This window comes from Mycobacterium sp. MS1601, from assembly GCF_001984215.1.
GTDB lineage: Bacteria > Actinomycetota > Actinomycetes > Mycobacteriales > Mycobacteriaceae > Mycobacterium.
The window spans coordinates 6112890-6129431 of sequence record NZ_CP019420.1 but is presented as its reverse complement, the minus strand read 5'-3'; the positions used below and the strand labels follow the sequence as shown (position 1 = coordinate 6129431).

Genomic DNA, 16542 nt, shown 5'->3' with positions numbered 1-16542 from the left:
GCAGTCATGCAGAGAGGTAGTTCGCCGATGAGCGGCCATTCCAAGTGGGCGACCACGAAGCACAAGAAGGCGATCATCGATGCCCGGCGCGGCAAGAACTTCGCCAAGCTGATCAAGAACATCGAGGTGGCAGCCCGCACCGGTGGCGGAGACCCGGCTGGCAACCCCACGCTGTACGACGCCATCCAGAAGGCCAAGAAGAGCTCGGTGCCCAACGACAACATCGAGCGCGCGCGCAAGCGTGGCGCCGGTGAAGAGGCCGGCGGTGCCGACTGGCAGACCATCACCTACGAGGGCTACGGCCCCAATGGTGTGGCCATCCTGGTGGAGTGCCTGACCGACAACAAGAACCGCGCCGCCGGCGAGGTCCGCGTCGCGATGACCCGCAACGGCGGCAACATGGCTGACCCGGGTTCGGTGTCCTACCTGTTCTCCCGCAAGGGTGTGGTGACGCTGGAGAAGAACGGTCTCACCGAGGATGACGTGTTGGCAGCGGTGCTGGAGGCCGGCGCCGAGGAGATCAACGATCAGGGCGAGAGCTTCGAGATCATCTCCGAGCCCACCGACCTCGTTGCCGTGCGCACCGCACTGCAGGAGGCCGGTATCGACTACGACTCCGCCGAGGCCAGCTTCCAGCCGTCGGTCTCGGTGCCGGTGGACCTCGAGGGCGCGCGCAAGGTGTTCAAGCTGGTCGACGCCCTCGAGGACAGTGACGACGTGCAGGATGTCTGGACCAATGTCGACATCCCCGACGACGTGGCTGCTCAGCTCGACGAGGACTGACTCGGCCCGGTCGCCGAGGCGGGTGTGCGGGTACCCCCAGCGGAGCGAGGGGCGGACAAGCCCGGGGAGAGCGGGCCGGGCTCTTCAGGTCAGGAACTCACTGATCGCATCCGCGGTCTGTTGCGGCTGATCCAGCATCACCAGCACGCTGGCGTCCTCGATGTAACGCAACCGGCCGCCGGTCAGCATGGCCAGCTGCTGCGCATGCGTGTCGGGCATCACCCGGTTGTGAGTCCACAGCACCAGCGTCTGGCCGTGGAAGTCGGCCAGCCGATTGGTGGCGCGCACCAAGTCGACTTTGTCGAAGCGGGTGCGGCAATACTTGATCAGATCTCGGCGCACCCGGGCATCGGAGATCCCGTGCGTCAGCCAGGTATCGGCGATGTCCTGTGGCACCGGCTTTTTCGCCATCAGACCCAACATGAACCACTGTCGCCGCAGCCATCCGACACGCAGTTGCCGCATGGCCAGTTTCACCGTTGCCGAGGTCCGGGTTGCTACCCAGGTGATCTTGCCGGGCAGTCCGGGCGGAAAGTTCCCGAACGCTTCTGACGGGCAGATCACCAGCCTGCCCACTCGTTTGTCGCGCCCGATGTCGGTGAGGAACAGTGCCCCGCCCCAGTCGGTGACCACCAGCGTGGCATCCACCAACTCCAGCGCGTCGAGGAAATCGGCGACGACGCCCACCATGCCGGGCATGGTCAGGTCGGCGTCGGCGCGCATCGGCACCTGGTGTCCGCCCAGCGGGAGGACGGGGAGAAGATAGCGAAAACCCTTGGGCAGCAACGGTAGAACCAGGTTCCATTGGGCATCGTTCATCAGCAGGCCGTGCAACAACACCACTGGCGGTCCAGTCGGGTCGCCTTCCTCGCGGTACTGCAGTGTCCCTGCGGCCACATCAACGGATTTCATCGGCGAACCTCCGCTAGAACAAACATTCTAGAACGTATGCTCTAGTATGTCCGCAGGAGGAGACGATGGCAAGGTCCACTCGAGAGTCGATCCTGACGGCCGCTGCGGAACTGATGCGGCACCGGGGTTACGGCGCCGTCGGGATGAAAGACGTCGTGGCCGCCAGTGGGGCTCCCGTCGGATCCCTCTACCACCATTTCCCCGGCGGCAAATCGCAGATCGCCCGGGAGGCGCTGACCAATGCCGGCATCGCCTACGGCCTGTTGATTCCCACCCTGATGGCCCCGCACACCGACCTCGGTGCCGCCATCGAGAGTGTGTTCGCCCAGGCCGCCGAGGACATGGAAGGCACCGGCTTCGCCAACATGTGCCCCGTGGCCAGCGTGGCCGCCGAGACCGCCGACATCGACGAGGAGCTGCGTCGGGCTGCCGCCGCGGTGTTCACCGGCTGGCTGGACGGGGGCAGCGCGTATTTTGTTGGGCGCGGCCTGGATTCGGAGACCGCGCGTGAGCTCACCGTGGTATTGGTATCCGCGCTGGAGGGGGCGTTCATCCTGGCCCGCACCTTGCGTAGTACCGAACCGCTGATCCTGGCCGGGCGGGCGCTGGCGCCACGTTACCGGGGGGTGGCGATGTCGCCGTCGGCGACAGCACCGACGGCGGGCTGACCCTATCCTGATCCGGTGCCCGAGTTCCGCGACGCCGACGGCGTGAAATGGCGCATCCACCGACGGTGGTGGTCGCTGTGGTCACTGCTGGACACTGTGAGCATCTCCGGTAACGGCACCTTCGGGGCGTTCGTCTTCGTGCTGGCGCTGCCCGTGCTGGCGCTGTGGCCGTTCTGGCTGCTGGCCAAGTTCTGCGGGGCGCCGTGGAAAGTGGTCACCGAACGCGACGGTGAGGAGTTCGGCGTCGAGAAAGTGCGGGGTTGGCGCGCGTCTGGTCGCCGCATCAAGGAGATCACCGCGGGGTTGCGCGAACTCGGAGACGAGCAGCAACCGCCGCCGATTGCCACCGAACTCCACGAAAGCGGCGGCGTCGAAGCCCCCTGAGCCCAACGGGCGTGTCCCTGGCGTCCGCTGTCGTCCGCACCCGCTACGCTCTCGAACAGCTGTTCGTATCGGAAGGGGTAACCGTTGTTGCGCGTGATGGGCGTCGACCCGGGGTTGACCCGCTGCGGTCTCTCGGTGATCGAGGGCGGAACCGGCCGTCAGGTCACCGCCCTGGACGTCGATGTGGTCCGCACTCCGTCGGACGCTCCGCTGCACCGCAGGCTGCTCGCCATCAGCGACACCGTCGAATACTGGATGGACACCCACAAGCCGGACGTGGTGGCCGTCGAGCGGGTGTTCTCGCAGCAGAACGTCTCGACCGTGATGGGCACCGCGCAGGCCGGCGGAGTGGTGGCCCTGGCGGCCGCCAAGAGAGATATCGAGGTGCATTTCCACACCCCCAGTGAGGTCAAAGCCGCGGTTACCGGCAACGGCCGCGCGGACAAGGCCCAGGTCACCGCCATGGTCACCCGAATCCTCGAGCTGCAGCAGAAACCCACCCCGGCGGATGCTGCCGATGCACTGGCGCTGGCCATCTGCCACTGCTGGCGGGCCCCCATGATCGCGCGGATGGCCAAAGCCGAGGCCATGGCCGCCGAACAGAAGAAGCGCTACCAAGCCAAACTGAAGGCAGCCCGGTGATCGCCTCGGTACGCGGCGAGGTCGTCGACATCGCCTTGGATCACGCCGTCGTCGAATGCGCCGGTGTCGGCTACAAGGTGATGTGCACGCCGTCGACGCTGGCGGGGCTGCGGCGGGGCACCGAGGCCCGGTTGATCATCGCGATGATCGTGCGTGAAGACTCGATGACGCTGTACGGCTTCGCCGATGCCGATGCGCGTGACCTGTTCACCACGCTGCTCGGGGTGTCCGGGGTGGGGCCCAAGATCGCGTTGGCCACGCTGGCGGTGTATGACGCACAGGCGTTACGGCAGGCGCTGGCTGACGGTGACGTCACCGCGCTCACCCGGGTGCCGGGCATCGGCAAGCGTAGCGCCGAGCGGTTGGTGCTGGAACTGCGCGACAAGATCGGTCCGGTGTCCGGGTCCGCGGGCCCGGCGGTTGCCAGCGGCCATGCCATCCGTACCCCTGTGGTGGAAGCGCTTGTCGGCCTTGGTTTCCCGCAGAAGCAGGCCGAAGAGGCCACCGACAAGGTGCTGGCCGCTGAGCCTGATGCCACCACCTCGAGTGTGCTGCGGTCGGCGCTGAACCTCTTGGGTAAGAACAAGTGAGCCGCTTCGAGGACGGCGAAGCCGAAGAGGAACGCGAGGTTTCCGGCGCACTCACCGTCGGAGAAGGAGACATCGACGCCAGTTTGCGGCCGAAGTCGCTGGATGAGTTCATCGGCCAGCCTCGGGTTCGCGAACAGCTGCAGCTGGTCATCGAGGGTGCCAAGAACCGCGGTGGCACACCGGATCACATCCTGCTGTCCGGGCCTCCTGGCCTGGGCAAGACGTCACTGGCCATGATCATCGCCGCCGAACTCGGCTCCTCTCTGCGGGTCACATCGGGTCCGGCGCTGGAACGCGCCGGTGACCTGGCGGCCATGCTGAGCAACCTGGTTGAGGGCGACGTGCTGTTCATCGACGAGATCCACCGTATCGCCCGCCCGGCCGAGGAGATGCTGTACCTCGCGATGGAGGACTTCCGCGTCGACGTGGTGGTGGGCAAAGGCCCTGGGGCCACCTCGATTCCGCTGGAGGTGGCACCGTTCACCCTGGTGGGTGCCACCACCCGGTCGGGCGCACTCACCGGTCCGCTGCGCGACCGCTTCGGCTTCACCGCGCACATGGACTTCTACGAGCCCGCCGAACTGGAGCGTGTGCTGGCCCGCTCGGCGCGCATTCTCGGCATCGAACTCGGTGACGACGCCAGCACCGAGATCGCCCGCCGCTCCCGCGGCACACCTCGTATTGCCAACCGGTTGTTGCGCCGGGTCCGTGACTTCGCCGAAGTGCGCGCCGACGGAATCCTCACGCGCGACGTCGCCAAGGCCGCATTAGAGGTGTACGACGTCGACGAACTCGGCCTCGACCGGCTGGACCGCGCTGTGCTGTCGGCGCTCACCAAGAGCTTCGGCGGCGGTCCTGTCGGGGTGTCCACGCTGGCAGTCGCGGTCGGTGAAGAGGCCACCACTGTCGAGGAAGTCTGCGAACCGTTCCTGGTGCGCGCCGGCATGCTTGCCCGCACCCCACGCGGCCGGGTGGCGACGGCCCTGGCCTGGACGCACCTGGGGATGAAGCCGCCCCCCGGTGCCGCCGGTGCGGGGCAGGCCGTGCTGTTCGACTAGGAGTTCGCTCGGAGTGACGCCGCGCAGGCAACGAAGAATCGGCTGACCCAGCGCGCGAAAGAAAAAAATCCAGCCCCGTCGCGAGCCTGCGACTGCGCACTGGCCCAGTCCCCGCCAACGAGTGGAACCGCGCGGCGGCGCGGCTCGGCGAGGGTGTTGCTGTCCTGGTTGGTGCTGCCGCGAATCTCGGGCTGTGGCGACAGCTATGCAAACAAGTGTCGCCATAAGTTATTGATGGCGACACGTCGAGTGTCGCAGGTGTCGTCAGCTTGCGGACACAGCGACACTTATATATATAAGTGTCGCTATCATGGAGGCGTGACGGCACTTCCTGCGCTCAGCTACGAGACGCTGCAGTGGACTCCCAGTAGTAGCGACAGGTACTCCAGGTCGTCTCGTCGGGGTGGGCGGTACCTGGCGGCGATCCCTCCGGCGATCGCCGAACTACAGGTGGCGCTGCCGTCGGACGTCTACGCGGCAGCTGAGGATGCCAGCCTCGCCATCGCCCGATTCGACGCCGAACTCGGAGGCGAGATCGCCCCCTTTTCGGCCGTGCTTTTGCGCAGTGAGTCCGCGGCCAGCTCCCGCATCGAAAACCTCACCGCCTCCGCGCGCTCCATCGCAGAGGCCGAACTACCCGGCGGCGGCAAGGGTAAAGCCAACGCCGAGCAGATAGTCGCTAACACGGCCGCGATGACCGCAGCCATCGAGTTGTCAGATCGCGTCGACGCCGATGCCATCCTGGCCATGCACGCGGCCCTCATGGTCGGGCAATCGCGTCACACTCCGGGACAGTGGCGGGCTGAGCCGGTATGGATCGGAGGCGGGAACAGCCCGCTGGGCGCAATGTTCGTCCCGCCCCACCACGAGCGCGTTCCCGCCGCGATCAACGACTTGATCGCTTTCGCCGTCCGCGACGACGTTGCGCTGCTCGCGCAGATCGCGTTGGCGCACGCCCAATTCGAGACAATTCATCCGTTTACCGACGGCAACGGTCGCACGGGTCGAGCTCTGGTCCAGTCGATGCTGCGCAACAAAGGTTTGACCCGTCAGGTGACAGTCCCAGTCTCCGCTGGGTTGCTGTCGGACACCGACGGCTACTTCGCCGCCCTTACCGCCTACCGAGAAGGCGATCCTGCGCCTATCGTCGAGAGATTCGCCCACGCCAGCGAGCGCGCCGTGGTCAACGGCCGCCAGCTGATCAGCGCGCTGCGCGACATCCGCGAGAGTTGGAATCACCGGGTCACCGCGAGGTCGGATTCGGCTGTGTGGAGAGTTGCCGACCTCTTGACCCGGCGGCCGGTCGTCAACGGTGTGCTCCTGCGCGATGAGCTGGGTCTCTCCACTGACCATCCACGTCGTCACATCGGTCCTCTCGCTGAGGCCGGCATCGTCGTCGAATTCACCGACCGGGCGCGCAACCGCGCGTGGCGAGCACCTGAAATCTTGGATGCTCTGGACGATTTCGCCGAGCGGGCCGGGCGGCGCGGGTAATCCCGCGAACACGGCACCACGATGTCGACGGCGTGTCGACCGGGGACACGAACGCTCGACGGAATGGACGGGTCAGGCGCCGCCTAGCCAACCGCGATCTGCAGCCAGCGCAGTATCACGGCCTGCGCCAAGTCGGCGGCCGAATCCTCGCTGGCTGCAATGGCTTCCATGAAATCGGGCACCGCGCCCGCGCCGATCGTCGACTCCAGGGCAGAACGGTACTCCGGCACCGCCAGCCATTGCTGCGCCAAGGCGACGTCCGCCTCGAGGTGGAACTGCACGCCGTAACTGCGGCCATAGCGGAACAGCTGCTGTGGATAGGCCGTCGAACTCGCCAACAGCGTTGCACCCGCAGGCAGGTCGAACGTGTCGGAATGCCACTGCAGCACCGGAAGTACGTCCAGATCAGGCCATACAGGGTCGGCGGCACCGGTGAACGTCACGTCGACCATCCCGACCTCCGGCGCCGGACCGGTGCGCACGCGAGCACCCAAAGCGGCGGCCAACAGTTGTGCGCCCAGGCACACACCCCACACCGGGACATCAGCGTCGACGGCGCGGCGCAGGAAGCTGATCTCCCGGTCTATCCATGGCACCTCGGCACCGTCGCCTGCGCCCATCGGCCCGCCCATCACGATGATGGCCGCGAAGTCCGTCGGGTCGTCCGGAACCGGTTCCGTCCACAGTCGCACAGTCCGGACAGGGGCGAACTTGTCGAGCACCGGGGCGTAGGAACCCGGCGGTTCGCACTCGATGTGCCGCAGCTCCAGGATCATTCGGGGATGACGGAGATCTGTCGCTCGAACAGCGCCCGGGCCTGGGCCACCGATGCCGAAACCGCCGTGCCGACGCCGGGCTGCGTCACGGGCTCACCGAGCACCGTGTTGATGGGTACATGTCCGGTCCACACTCCGGGCACCGGGTCGTACGACGGGCCGCCCTTGCGGATCTTGGCGCTGGCGTGGTCCAGCGGCAACCGCAGGATGTAGGTCGAGGCCAACTCCTTCCTGGTGGGCGGGGGAGTCTCGGACCAGCGGCCCGGCATCAGTCGCTCGGACAGCAGCTGCACCGCCCGCTCCTTGTCCTCCTCGGGCACCGGGGTGGCCGTCCCGAACGCCATCACACTGCGATAGTTCACTGTCGAGTTGTACAGCGAGTACTCGTAGACCAGCCCGTCGATCAGGGTCACCGTCAGGGTCAGGGCCACCCCGGCACGAGCAGCCTTGTTCAGCCCCGCTCCCGTCGACCCGTGCATCAACACCGCGTCCCCGTCACGCACGTAGTTCATCGGGATCACGATGGGGAACTCGTCGCGGATATAGGCGACGTGGGCGACCAGGCCCGAATCGAGAATGTCGTAAAGGTCCTCGCGGCTGTGGGTCTGCAACCACTTGTAGCGATTGACCTCGGTGTTCGGCGGTGTGTCGGTGTCGATTGACATGACACAATGATCGCCGTACAAGGCGTGGAAAGTGAGGTCCACTTCGGGTGTAAGGCGGTGTGCCACTTGGTGAACGATCTTAACGTCGCGGTAACGCTCGATCGTGGTTCGCCGGTACCGGTACGCACCCAGATCCTCACGCAGCTGCGCGATGCCATCACCGACCGCGTGCTGGCCCCCGGGGACCCGTTGCCGTCCACCCGGTTGCTTGCCGCCGCACTCGGGGTTTCCCGGACGACGGTGACGAACTGCTATCTCGAACTCGAGGGTGACGGTTGGGTGGTCAGTTCGCAGGGGGCGGGGACGTTTGTCGCCGGCCGGGATTCCGCCACCAGCATGCCGATGCCTACCCCCGCCGCGACCGCGGTGCCGCTGTTCGACTTGCGGCCCGGCGGTGTGGACCCGGCATTGCTCAGTCCCGGAGCCTGGCGCAGGCTGTGGCGTCCGGGTGCACCGTCGGCGTCGGCTCCCGACCCCTGCGGGGTGCCTGCGCTGCGTGCGGCCCTGGCCGGATATCTGGCTTCAGCACGCGGCCTGGCCTGCACCCCCGCCGAGATCGTGGTGTGTGCAGGTACGGCCGAGGCGGTGACACTGCTGGTGGCCGCCCTGGGCTGGGCTGGAGCGACAGTGGCGACCGAAGATCCCGGTTACCCGGCGATCCGTAATGTTTTGCGCCGCAACGCAGTGAGCGTGGCTCCCATCGACGTCACCGACCCCGGTCGAGTGCCGGGGTTGCTTGACTCCTGCGACGCGGCCGGGGTGTACCTGACACCCAGCCACCACTACCCGCTGGGACACCGGTTGTCCGAGGCGCAGCGACGTCAGGTGATCACCTGGGCCGACCGCACCGGTGCCGTGGTGATCGAAGACGACTATGACGGGGAATTCAGCTTCGGACTGGCGCCGTCGACCAGCATGGCCGGGCTGTCGCCGCTGTCGAGTGTGGTGTTCATCGGCACGCTGTCCAAGGTTCTGGACCCCGGATTGCGGTTGGCCTACCTACGAGTACCGCTGCATTTGGTCGATGCTGTGCGCGCAGCTCGCGAGGATCTGGGGCCGACGGTGGCCACCGCGGTTCAGGACGGCGTGGCGGGGTTCATCGCGGCCGGCGAACTGTCTCGGCATGTGGCGAAAGCGCGCCGGATCTACGCCGATCGTCGTCGCGCCTTGCTGGCGGAGTTGCGTGCGGTGCCCGCGGTGGTCGACCTGATCGGCATCGATGCCGGGCTGCACATCGTGGCGATGCTGCAGCCGGAACTCAGTTCGGCGCAGGTGGTCGACGAGGCCTCGCAGCAGGGGGTGGAGCTACTGGATCTCGATGAGTTCCGGTTCCGGCCGCAGTACGACAAACCCGGCCTGGTGTTCGGCTACAGCGCTCACGCTCCCGCCGACATCCGGAATGCCTTGGGGATGCTCCGCAACTGCCCAGAACTGCGTAAGGTCGACAGATCATGACTACAGCGGCTCTGATCTTCGCGGCGCTGGCCGCCCTGTTACACGTCTACATCTGGGTGATGGAGGCTTTCACCTGGACCAGCCCGCGCACCCGCGCGACGTTCGGCACCACCGCCGAGGAAGCTGAAACCACCAAGACAATGGCCCTCAACCAGGGTTTCTACAACCTGTTCCTCGCGGTGGTCACCGGTGTCGGAATCGTGGCCGTCCTGTTGGGCCACAGCGCTGTCGGTGCCGCACTCGTGTTCGCCGGCGCGGGGTCCATGGCGGCTGCAGCAGTGGTGCTGGTGGCGTCATCGCCGGACAAGGTGCGTGCTGCGCTGACGCAGGGCACCCTGCCGGCGATCGCCGTGGTGTTGCTGGCTATCTCCTAGAGCAGACCGAGCAACTGCAGGTCTGTCACGTACTTGACGATGACGGGCGCCGACAGGTGCGGGATGTCCTTGTCGTGGCCGATCTTGGCGTCCTGCACCGCCGTTCGGAACCGGTCCACTGGCGCCAACGACCCCTGCATCGGGTACTCGGGATGAGCGTAGTTGTGCAGCAGCGGAAGCAGTGATGCTTGGCGCTGCTTGTCGGGCAGGCCGCGCAACGCCGTCTCGAACCGGGCCAGCCAGGTGTCGTATCCGGCCACGCGGTGAATCGGGTAACCGGCCTCGATCAGCCAGTCCACGAACGTGTCCAGGCCCAGCCCGTCGTCGTAGGGGTTCATCACGTGGTAGGTCTCGAAGCCGCTGCTGACATTCACCCCCAGGGTGGAGATGGCTTCGGCGACGAACTCCACCGGCAACCCGTCGTAGTGTGCGCGTCGGCGGCCGCCCTGGTCGTCCAGTTGGTAAAACGACTCCGGCGCAATGCCAGACGCCATGAGGCTGAAGATCATCCGGGTGAACATGTCGGGCAGGTTGAGCTGTCCGGCGTAGGTCACGTCGGCCAGGATCATGTCGCACCGGAACACCGACACCGGGAGACCACATAGGTCGTGAGCCTCGCGCAGCAACACCTCGCCGGCCCACTTGCTGTTGCCGTAGCCGTTGGCGTAGCTGTCATCGACAGCACGGGTGGCACTGATCTGGCGAATGTCTGCGTCCTCGGTGAACTGTCCCGGCTCGATGCCCGCGCCGACGCCGATGGTGGAGACATAGACGAACGGCTTGATCCTGGTGGTGAGCGCGATCCGGATCAATTCGGCAGTGCCCAGGGCATTCGGTGCGAACAGTTGGCTGTAGGGAAGCACATGGTTCACCAGCGCGGCCGGATCGACGATGAGGTCCACCGTGTCGGCCAGGCGCTGCCAGGTCTCGGGGTCCAGGCCCAGGTCGGCCTCGCCCTTGTCGCCGGCCAACACCTCCAGGTGCTCGGCGGCCAGATCCTGGTAATGGCGCAGCAGTTCGGGATCACCGCTGTCGAAGGTCGCGTCCAGGCGCTTGCGGGCGTCCTCATCGGACTTGGCGCGCACCAGGCAGATCAATTTGCCGTCGACCAGGCTCAACCTTTCCAGCCACTCCAGGGCGAGATAGCGGCCCAGGAAGCCGGTGGCGCCGGTCAACAGCACGGTACGCACAGGCTGAGTCGGCCCGGGCAGCGACGGTGCGGCAGCCAGGGTGTGCGCGTCGATGAACTTGTCCAGCGTCAGGTCGCCGGCGTGCACCTCGTGGGCGTCTCGGCCGTGGACGCTGCTGTAGGTGGGACGTAGGCTGTCGCCGCTGCGCTCGCTGTCGATGAATGCTGCGATGGCGGCCAAATCGGTTGCTGGGCTGACGATCACGCCCACCGGGACGTCGATGTCGAAGATCTCCCGCAACAGGTTGGCAAACGTCAACGCCGACAGCGAATCGCCGCCGAGATCGGTGAAGTGCGCGTCGGGACGAAGCTCTGATGCGGCTGCACCCAGCAGTGCACCGGCGGCGCGACTCACAGTGTCGAGCACCGGTCCATCGGCTCCGTCGGCCCGAAGCCGGCGCAACTCACCGGCCTGGCTGTCGGCCAGTTCGGTGTAGAGCTCTTCCAGGCGGGGACCGTAGTGCGTCTTCAGGTTCGGCCGCGCGAGCTTGCGGATACCGGTCAACAGACCGTTTTCCAACGTGAAAGGTGTTGTCTCGATCAGAAAGTCGCGCGGGATCTCATACGATTGCAGCTCGGCAGCCCGCGCTGTGCGCTGCAGCGAATCCGAGATGGCAGCTTTGAGGTCCTCTCGGGCCAGTGCGGCCTCGGTAGGCACCACAACAGCCAGCAGGTAGGAGCGGGCGCTGTTGCCGTACAGGTAGATCTGCCGCACCAGTGGTGCGCTGTCGAACACCGCCTCCAGCTTGGATACGGTGACGAATTCGCCCTGGGCAAGTTTGAGGACGTTGTTGCGACGGTCCAGGTACTCCAGGTGGTCGACGCCCAGTTCGGCCACGATGTCGCCGGTGCGGTAGAAACCGTCCTCGTCGAACATCTCTGCGGTGACGTCGGGACGCTTGTAGTAACCGGGGAACAGCTGTTCGCTCTTGATCAACAGTTCGCCACGAGGATGGGGCCGGTCGGTGTGGAAGTAGCCGAGTTCGGGGACGTCCACCAGCTTGTAGTCGATGACCGGCGGGCGGCGCACCAGCCCGTCGACGAACACCGCGCCGGCCTCGGTCGAGCCGTAGCCTTCGACCAGGTGCAGGTCGAGCAGGTCCTCGACCCAGGTGCGGAGCTCGGGTGAGATGGGCGCTGATCCGCTCATCGCGCTGACGTAGCGGTCGCCGAGCAGCGACTGCCGTAGCTCGGCGGCGTCACCGTGAGAAGCCCGGCTCTCGTATTCGTTGAACAGCATCTCCCAGATGCGGGGAACGAACGTCAGCTGGGTGGGCTTGGTCAGCGCAAGATCGTCGAGGAACGTCGAAAGGTCGCTTCGCGCAGCGAAATACACGGTGCCACCGGTTGACAGAGCTCCATAGAGACTGCTGCGGCCCATGACGTGGCTCATCGGCATGAAGCTCAGCACGATCGCGGGCAGTGCTTCCTGATCGGAGTGCCATGCAGCGCGTGCGGAGGCCCGCCACATCGCGGCGACCTTGCTTTCCGGGTACATCGCGCCTTTGGGTGCGCCGGTACTGCCGGAGGTGTAGATCAGCAGGGTCAGGGGATCCGCCTCGTCCCTGATCGGGCGCGGTGTGTCCGGGAGTCCGCGACCGCGACTCAGTGCGTCAGCAAGGGTCTCGACGACGACGGGCGATCCGGCCAGGCGTTGCCGTGCGGATGCCAGCGTATCGCGATGGTCGTCGACCTCGGGCAGGTAGTCGAACACCACCACACGCCGCGGCTGGTGCGCAGACTCGGCGAGTTCCACAGCGTCGGAGAGGAAGTCGATGCTCGAGGCGATCACCACCGGCTCGGTCTCCTCGACGATGGGGCGTAGTTGGGCCAGGGGAGCGCTGGTCTGCAGCGGCACCGAGATCGCGCCGAGTCCGATCAGGGCAATGTCGACTTCGGTGTAGTCCACGCTGGTGAAGCCCAGGATTGCGACCCGGTCGCCGGCCTGGACGCCGTCGTGGTGCCAGGTGTTGGTGAGCGCGCGCACCTGATTCCACAGTTCGGCATAGGTGATGGTGTCGAACCGGGGCAGCAGTGTCGCGCTGGTGCGTCCGGTTTCCGGGTCGACGGTCAGGTCGACGGCGCGCGCCGCGAGGGCGGGTCGGTCGCCGTATCCGACCATGACGGTCTCCACGATGTGGTTGAGGTCGACATCCGGGTCGTCCACCACGGCGTTGATGGCGTCGCTGGGGCGGGCGTCGGCGAACTGGCTGTCGGTGGCGTACAGGCGGGCGATGCGGTGGACCAGGCGGGTGTCGCGGGTGTCGGCGTCGTCATGTGAAGTCATCGCGGGAGTCCCCTTGGTGCTAGCAGGTTGAAATCAAATCGTGCGGCGCAATGCGCGCCACAAAATAAGCTACGTTAGTAAAACTAAATTTAATCCCACCAGTGCTGTAAGTTCGCTGTGAACTTGTGACACTGTGGCGACCATCACAGTCGAAGGGCGCTGGAACAGGGTGATTGCGGTCACGGAGGCTGCCGAACAGGGCTGGTTATCCAGTTTGCTGAGTCCATGCCGCCCTGGGTGCGGCGACTGCTGTGCGGAGTTGCTCCCGCGGCGGCGTTAGTGCCACCAGGTCCTTGGGTAACCAAAGCGGCAACACAAGGAGGCCACGATGAAGACAGTCCGAACGGCGGACGCCTCGACGGGCGCAGTGGACGTATCCCACCTCAAGGGTGGGCGTATGAAGATCGCCCGCAGTCGCGGTGCTGCCAGCGGCTTCCTGCTTGTCCTGCTCGGGATCTGGGGCGCGCTGATCCCCTTCGTCGGCCCCTACTTCGACTTCGCCTACTCGCCTGATCAACCCTGGGTCTGGACGGAAGCACGGGGCTGGCTCGAGGTGCTCCCCGGCGCTGTCACTGCAGTCGGGGCCTCCTGCTGCTGACCTCACGCAATCGTGCCAGCGCCACGCTCGGTGGCTGGCTGGCAGTGATCGCCGGTGCCTGGTTTGTGGCCGGCCGGGCATTCGCCTCGATGCTTGCCGTCGGGGAGATCGGTGTCCCCGCCGCCGCCACTCCCGCGAAAACCGTTGCGCTGGAACTGGCGTACTTCTCCGGGCTGGGCGCGCTCATCGTGTTCCTGGGGGCTCTTGCGGTAGGCCGGCTGTCAGTGCGCAGCGTGCGTGACGTGGCCTACGCTCAGCGGGTGGCTGATCCTGCGGTCACCGGCTCGGCGCCTGTCTCGGGTCCACTGCCGATGGACGATCAGCGCACCGAGGTCATCGGGTCCACGGCGGCTGCCCGCCCGCGTCGCAGTTGGCGTAACCCGTTCCGCAGCAATGGAACTCTCGTGCACCACTGAGGGTGAAGACCAGGGACTCCCGGCTGCCCCGTGCAGCCGGGAGTCCCTGGTTTCGGAGCTCTCAGAGGTCGGCGAGCAGGAGTGCCAGGACGTCGAGCCCCTCGATCAGCAGTTCGTCGGTGATGCTCAGTGGCGGCAGGAAACGCAGGATGTTGCCAAACGTCCCGCACGTCAAGACGATCACACCAGCAGCGTGGGCAGCCGAACTCAATTTCTTGGTCAGCTCCGGATCTGGCTCTGCGGTGCCGGATTTCACCAGCTCCACCGCGATCATGGCACCGCGCCCACGGACGTCGCCGATGCGGTCGTCCTCGGCCTGCAGTCGGTGCAGTCGGTCCTTCATCAGTGCTTCGATGGCGGCTGCACGCGCCACCAGACCGTCCAGTTCGATGGTCTCGATGGTGGCCAGTGCTGCCGCGCAGGAGATCGGATTGCCGCCGTAGGTGCCCCCCAAGCCGGACACGTGCGGCGCGTCCATGATCTCGGCACGACCCGTCACCGCCGACAGCGGCAACCCGTCGGCGATGCCCTTGGCGGTGACGATCAGATCTGGCTCGATGCCCTCGTGCTCGCAGGCGAACATCGCACCGGTACGGGCGAAGCCGGTCTGCACCTCATCGGCGATGAACACCACGTCGTTGTCTGCGCACCAGGCGCGCAACGTGGGCAGGAACCCGGGCGCCGGCACGATGAAGCCACCCTCGCCCTGAATGGGTTCGATGATCACTGCGGCGAGGCTGCCGGCGCCGATCTGCTTGTCGATGACCGTGATCGCGCGCTCGGCGGCCAGCGCACCGTCGTTGCCCAGCTCCTTGTCCAACAGACCGTCTCGGTAGGGGTAGGACAGGGGAGCCCGGTAGATCTCCGGCGCAAACGGCCCGAAGCCGCTCTTGTAGGGCATGGACTTGGCGGTGAGCGCCATCGTCAGGTTGGTGCGGCCGTGATAGGCGTGGTCGAACGCGACCACTGCCTGTTTCTTGGTGTAGGACCGAGCGATCTTGATGGCGTTCTCCACCGCCTCGGAGCCGGAGTTGAACAGCGCGGAGCGCTTCTCGTAGGACCCCGGGGTCAGGCGATTGAGGTGCTCGCACACCGAGACGTATCCGTCGTAGGGCGTGATCATGAAACAGGTATGGGTGAAATCGGCGACCTGCGCGGCCACGGCCTCCACCACCCGCGGGGAGGCATTGCCCACCGTGGTCACCGCGATGCCCGAGCCCAGGTCGATCAACCGGTTGCCGTCGACGTCCTCGACGATGCCGCCACCGGCACGCTGTGCGTAGACCGGCATTGTCGTCCCCACGGCACGCGACACCGCGGCGGTTTTGCGCGCGGCCAGTTCCACGGACTTCGGGCCGGGGATCTCGGTGGTCAGCAGGCGGCTCTGTTCGAGGGTGGACACGGCATGGCTCCTGTCAACAGCGGGATTGCTCGACTCAGGAGCCTAGTCGTGCTGGCGGGATGCGACCAGCGGATCACGCAGCTACCTCGGGTGCGGACAATGGAATGCGTGTCAGTTCGTGGAATTGCGGACGAAATCGGTTGCAGTTACCGTCTATGAAGTCCCCCGGTGGCGTTCCCACCGGGGGACGGTCCAGTTTTTCCCAGATCCGATCCGCAGTGGTGTTTCTCCAGCTGGGACAGCGGCCGCATGTGACTGCACGTGTCCATCCGTGCGATCATCGTCGCGGCCGGTCGGGCGCGAGCAGCGCCAATGGCACACTGGTCACTCATGAGGCGTCGGTCTCGGTGCCGCATGTTTCGAGGCGGTGCCTGCCGACGCGATAAAGCCCGCAACTGAAGAAGCCACGAAAGAGTAGAAGGACTCGAGCTGCCATGGATTTGGTCGTATTCCTGCCCCTGTTGATCATCCTGGGCGCATTCATGTTCTTTGCGTCGCGGAAGCAGAAGAAGGCCATGCAGGCCACGATCGACCTGCACGAGTCGCTGACCGTCGGCGACCGCATCCACACCACGTCGGGCCTGCAGGGCACCATCACGGGCGTCGGTGACGACTACATCGACCTGGAGATCGCCCCCGGCGTGGTGACCAAATGGATGAAGCTGGCCGTCCGCGACAAGATCGAAGACACCACCGAGGCCGACGACGATCTGGACTCTGACAGCGAGATCACGGACACGCCCTCAGACCCCGACCGCCTGACCAAGGACTGATAGCCAGGGTCACCACGTACCCTTTCCGGGTGCGGGCGAACGATCGCCCTCGAAGCTGCGGCCCGGAACCGGGCCT

At 66.1% G+C, this 16542-nt stretch carries 15 protein-coding genes and 1 pseudogene; 11 read left to right on the top strand and 5 right to left on the bottom strand.

Annotated elements, in window-relative coordinates; translation table 11 throughout:
• Positions 1-27 precede the first annotated feature (27 nt).
• Positions 28-783, top strand: coding sequence for a YebC/PmpR family DNA-binding transcriptional regulator (locus tag BVC93_RS29210; protein ID WP_083740451.1), 756 nt, complete (start codon positions 28-30; stop codon positions 781-783).
• 84 nt (positions 784-867) lie between these two features.
• Here the strand turns inward: BVC93_RS29210 and BVC93_RS29205 are convergent, their stop codons facing one another.
• The gene (locus BVC93_RS29205) at positions 868-1695 is read right to left on the bottom strand and encodes an alpha/beta fold hydrolase (protein WP_083740450.1); all 828 of its coding nucleotides are present in this window, start codon (positions 1693-1695) and stop codon (positions 868-870) included.
• A 65-nt stretch (positions 1696-1760) separates the two neighbouring features.
• Between BVC93_RS29205 and BVC93_RS29200 the strand changes: the two genes are divergently transcribed.
• The 6 genes from BVC93_RS29200 (at position 1761) to BVC93_RS29175 (ending at position 6531) form a co-directional block, all read left to right on the top strand.
• Positions 1761-2363: a TetR/AcrR family transcriptional regulator gene (locus BVC93_RS29200; RefSeq protein WP_083740449.1), complete on the top strand. Its 603-nt coding sequence runs from the start codon at positions 1761-1763 to the stop codon at positions 2361-2363.
• 15 nt (positions 2364-2378) lie between these two features.
• Positions 2379-2747, top strand: coding sequence for a hypothetical protein (locus tag BVC93_RS29195; protein ID WP_083740448.1), 369 nt, complete (start codon positions 2379-2381; stop codon positions 2745-2747).
• A gap of 87 nt (positions 2748-2834) precedes the next feature.
• Entirely contained in the window at positions 2835-3389 is a 555-nt protein-coding gene (gene ruvC, locus BVC93_RS29190; protein ID WP_083741447.1) for a crossover junction endodeoxyribonuclease RuvC, read from the top strand.
• On the top strand, positions 3386-3979 hold the full coding sequence (gene ruvA / locus BVC93_RS29185; RefSeq protein ID WP_083740447.1) for a Holliday junction branch migration protein RuvA: 594 nt from the start codon (positions 3386-3388) through the stop codon (positions 3977-3979). The genes ruvC and ruvA overlap by 4 nt, the downstream gene beginning before the upstream one ends.
• The gene (ruvB, locus tag BVC93_RS29180) at positions 3976-5037 is read left to right on the top strand and encodes a Holliday junction branch migration DNA helicase RuvB (protein ID WP_083740446.1); all 1062 of its coding nucleotides are present in this window, start codon (positions 3976-3978) and stop codon (positions 5035-5037) included. The genes ruvA and ruvB overlap by 4 nt, the downstream gene beginning before the upstream one ends.
• A 318-nt stretch (positions 5038-5355) precedes the next feature.
• Positions 5356-6531 carry a Fic family protein gene (locus tag BVC93_RS29175; protein ID WP_236950174.1) on the top strand — a complete coding sequence of 392 codons (1176 nt, stop codon included), beginning with the start codon at positions 5356-5358 and terminating at the stop codon, positions 6529-6531.
• A gap of 83 nt (positions 6532-6614) precedes the next feature.
• On the opposite strand, the gene BVC93_RS29170 is transcribed toward BVC93_RS29175, so the two are convergent.
• The gene (locus BVC93_RS29170) at positions 6615-7307 is read right to left on the bottom strand and encodes a type 1 glutamine amidotransferase (RefSeq protein WP_083740444.1); all 693 of its coding nucleotides are present in this window, start codon (positions 7305-7307) and stop codon (positions 6615-6617) included.
• Positions 7304-7972: a pyridoxamine 5'-phosphate oxidase family protein gene (locus BVC93_RS29165; protein WP_083740443.1), complete on the bottom strand. Its 669-nt coding sequence runs from the start codon at positions 7970-7972 to the stop codon at positions 7304-7306. The genes BVC93_RS29170 and BVC93_RS29165 overlap by 4 nt, the downstream gene beginning before the upstream one ends.
• Positions 7973-8041: 69 nt before the next feature.
• On the opposite strand from BVC93_RS29165, the gene pdxR reads away from it, so the two are divergent.
• Together pdxR and BVC93_RS29155 are read left to right on the top strand one after the other, a co-directional pair.
• Positions 8042-9427, top strand: a complete 1386-nt coding sequence (pdxR, locus tag BVC93_RS29160) for a MocR-like pyridoxine biosynthesis transcription factor PdxR (RefSeq protein ID WP_236950516.1) — start codon at positions 8042-8044, stop codon at positions 9425-9427.
• Positions 9424-9801, top strand: a complete 378-nt coding sequence (locus tag BVC93_RS29155; RefSeq protein ID WP_083740441.1) for a DUF1304 domain-containing protein — start codon at positions 9424-9426, stop codon at positions 9799-9801. The genes pdxR and BVC93_RS29155 overlap by 4 nt, the downstream gene beginning before the upstream one ends.
• On the opposite strand, the gene car is transcribed toward BVC93_RS29155, so the two are convergent.
• Positions 9798-13277 (bottom strand): carboxylic acid reductase, encoded by a 3480-nt coding sequence (gene car / locus BVC93_RS29150; RefSeq protein ID WP_083740440.1) that lies wholly within the window; start codon positions 13275-13277, stop codon positions 9798-9800. The genes BVC93_RS29155 and car overlap by 4 nt on opposite strands.
• Before the next feature lie 397 nt (positions 13278-13674).
• Here car and BVC93_RS29145 point away from each other — a divergent pair.
• Positions 13675-14291 (top strand): annotated as a pseudogene (locus tag BVC93_RS29145) (hypothetical protein).
• Between the two features lie 61 nt (positions 14292-14352).
• Here the strand turns inward: BVC93_RS29145 and gabT are convergent.
• Complete coding sequence (gene gabT / locus BVC93_RS29140; protein WP_083740439.1) at positions 14353-15693, bottom strand: 4-aminobutyrate--2-oxoglutarate transaminase; 1341 nt, start codon at positions 15691-15693, stop codon at positions 14353-14355.
• A gap of 434 nt (positions 15694-16127) precedes the next feature.
• On the opposite strand from gabT, the gene yajC reads away from it, so the two are divergent.
• Positions 16128-16466 carry a preprotein translocase subunit YajC gene (yajC, locus tag BVC93_RS29135; protein ID WP_083740438.1) on the top strand — a complete coding sequence of 113 codons (339 nt, stop codon included), beginning with the start codon at positions 16128-16130 and terminating at the stop codon, positions 16464-16466.
• Positions 16467-16542 lie beyond the last annotated feature (76 nt).